The sequence below is a fragment of the Intrasporangium sp. genome (assembly GCF_030452765.1).
Lineage (GTDB): Bacteria > Actinomycetota > Actinomycetes > Actinomycetales > Dermatophilaceae > Intrasporangium_A.
The window spans coordinates 1-2203 of the sequence record NZ_JAKDLO010000322.1 but is presented as its reverse complement, the minus strand read 5'-3'; the positions used below and the strand labels follow the sequence as shown (position 1 = coordinate 2203).

The window sequence follows — 2203 nt, the reverse complement described above, 5'->3', positions numbered from 1 at the left end:
GACAGGGACCGCGTCCACGACACCGCTGACCGAGACCGCCGCGTGGACCGGGCCGGAGGTGGGCTGCACCCAGACGGCCTGGGCCCGGTCGAGCTCGACCGCGACCGCGTGGTCGGCGGGCACGCTGACCCGACGGGTCTGCGCACCGGGGCCGCTCGTGGTCACCGTCACCGAGGCACTGGCACCGCCCGCCGCGAGCAGGAGCCGCGCCTTCGCACCGGGCACGGCAGCGGCACCGGGCAGGGCCAGCCCAGCGAGCCGGTGCACCGCTGGTGTCGCCGGAGCCCAGCCGAAGTCGCCCATCCGGTCGCTCCCGCTCGCCACGCGGCGTTCGACCCAGGCCGCCGCGACGACTGGCCGGTCGGCGATGAGGTGGACACCGAGGACCCCGTCCGGAACGTCGAGCGGGACGTCGCGGCTCGAGCCGGCCGGGACCCGGACGGCCCGCAGCCGGTCAGGCTGGACCGGCCCCCTCTCGGTCAGGACCCGCACCTGGACGAGCGCTTCCTGAGCGGTGGGGTTGCCGACCCGCAGGCTCGCCACACCCGCCTTGTCGACTCCGGCCACGACCAGATCACGCGCCGGCTGCGCGGCCGGACCCGAGTCGTCGATACCCCGGGCGGTCGCACCGTCGATCCACGCGTCGCTGAGCACGCCGGACAACTGGCCTCCGTCCGCCGCGATGTGGACGACGGCGGCCTCGACACCGGGGGCGAGGGTGTCGAGCGAGAGGACGACGCGGGACCTGGGCGGGATCGAGGCTTCGTGGCCAGCGCCGCGGACGGTGCCGGCGGTCCCGAGGACGGTGAAGTCGACGGTGATCGTGTTGGGGCCCGGGTTCGTCAGCACGAGCCGCTCGGTACGGGACGGGCCGGAACCGCCCCCGACGAGCCACAGGTCGGCGGCGGGCTGGGCGCACGAGGTCATCGCCAGACCGCGGTCGTCGTCCCCCCGATGCAGCCACGTCTGGACACCGACGACACCGGGGGCCAGTGCCCCGGTCGCCCGCACGACCGTCGCGACGGCACCCGAGACCGTGGCACGAGCGGGCCTGGCCCGCTCGGAGACCGTGCTGCCCTTGCCGCCGCCGACCGGCGCGATGTGCACAGCGCCGGCACCCTGGCCGACCACCCCGGACACGACCGACATCGGCGCTGCCACCGCCGCCACGCGAGTGCGTCCCTTGACGTCGCGGAGCCCGCTCGCGCCGATCCGCTCGGGGCCCGGGCAGACGAGGGCAGCGTCGGTGACGGCGGCATGGGAGGCCGCCGGCAGCCCGGCGCTCGTCTGGCGGTCGCCCAGCTCGAGGGAGCCAGTCGTGCTCGCGGCGACGCCGACGAGGGCGCCGGCGCAGATGGTGATGGCGGTCACGCGCAGGATGCCGCCGACCCGGGTCATGAGCGCCTCCTCGACCGGCGGTTGCCCAGCGGGATGGCCATGAAGCACACGAACGCCAGCAGGACCGCCTGCACCAGGGTCCACCACGGGTGCGCCGCTGCGAGGTCGATGACGAGCTGCCCACCCGAGGCCGGGACGAGATAGGTCGGCTGTGCGGTGCCGGGGGCCGCTGAGAGGACGGTGCCGTCGAGGGTCACCGTGACGTGGTCTGCCCACTCCGGCGGCTCGGCGACGACGACGAGCCGCTCGGCGGTCGCCGCGGGGATGCGGTGATCGACAGCCGCATGCGGACCGACCGTGGGCACGGCGTCGAGCAACCGCCCCCGCTCGTCCACGAGCCGGACTCGCGATGGCGCCCCCGGGGCCACGGCCCCCGGGGCGGCGGGCAACGCCTGCACCTTCCACAGCGTGGCGCCGTCCGCCTGGCCCAGCCGGCTCAGCCCCTGGGTTGAGTCGAGGCGCCGGACGAGCTCGTCGTCGTCAGCGACCACCTGGACGAAGCCGATGGCGAGACCGGCCAGGGCGCGCGCCGGTGACTCGTCGCTCTGCTGCCCGCCGACGAGCGCCGCCACCGCGGAGACGAGTCCGGAGTTGTCGGGACGCGGCCGGTCGAGGTCGCGCAGCAGCTCGCCCGGCTCGGTGCCGGTGAGCTCGAAGTCGACCACCGTCGTCGACGGCCGCAGCAGGAGCAGCCGGGTGCTGAGCGGACCGTTGCCCTGCTCGACGGCCACCGCAGGCAGTGTCGCCTCTCCCGGTGTGAGCTGGTCACCGACCCCGGAGACCCCCCAGCGCACCCCACCGCCGA

1 protein-coding gene and 1 pseudogene are annotated in these 2203 nt (G+C 75.6%); both read right to left on the bottom strand.

All coding sequences use genetic code 11. The features are described from left to right. The coding region (locus tag L0H79_RS22035; RefSeq protein WP_301486917.1) for a DUF5719 family protein at positions 1 to 1398 on the bottom strand (1398 nt) is incomplete at its 3' end. After that, positions 1395 to 2203, bottom strand: a pseudogene (locus L0H79_RS22030) (glycosyltransferase family 2 protein); the annotation flags it as partial. The gene L0H79_RS22035 and the pseudogene L0H79_RS22030, both read right to left, overlap by 4 nt.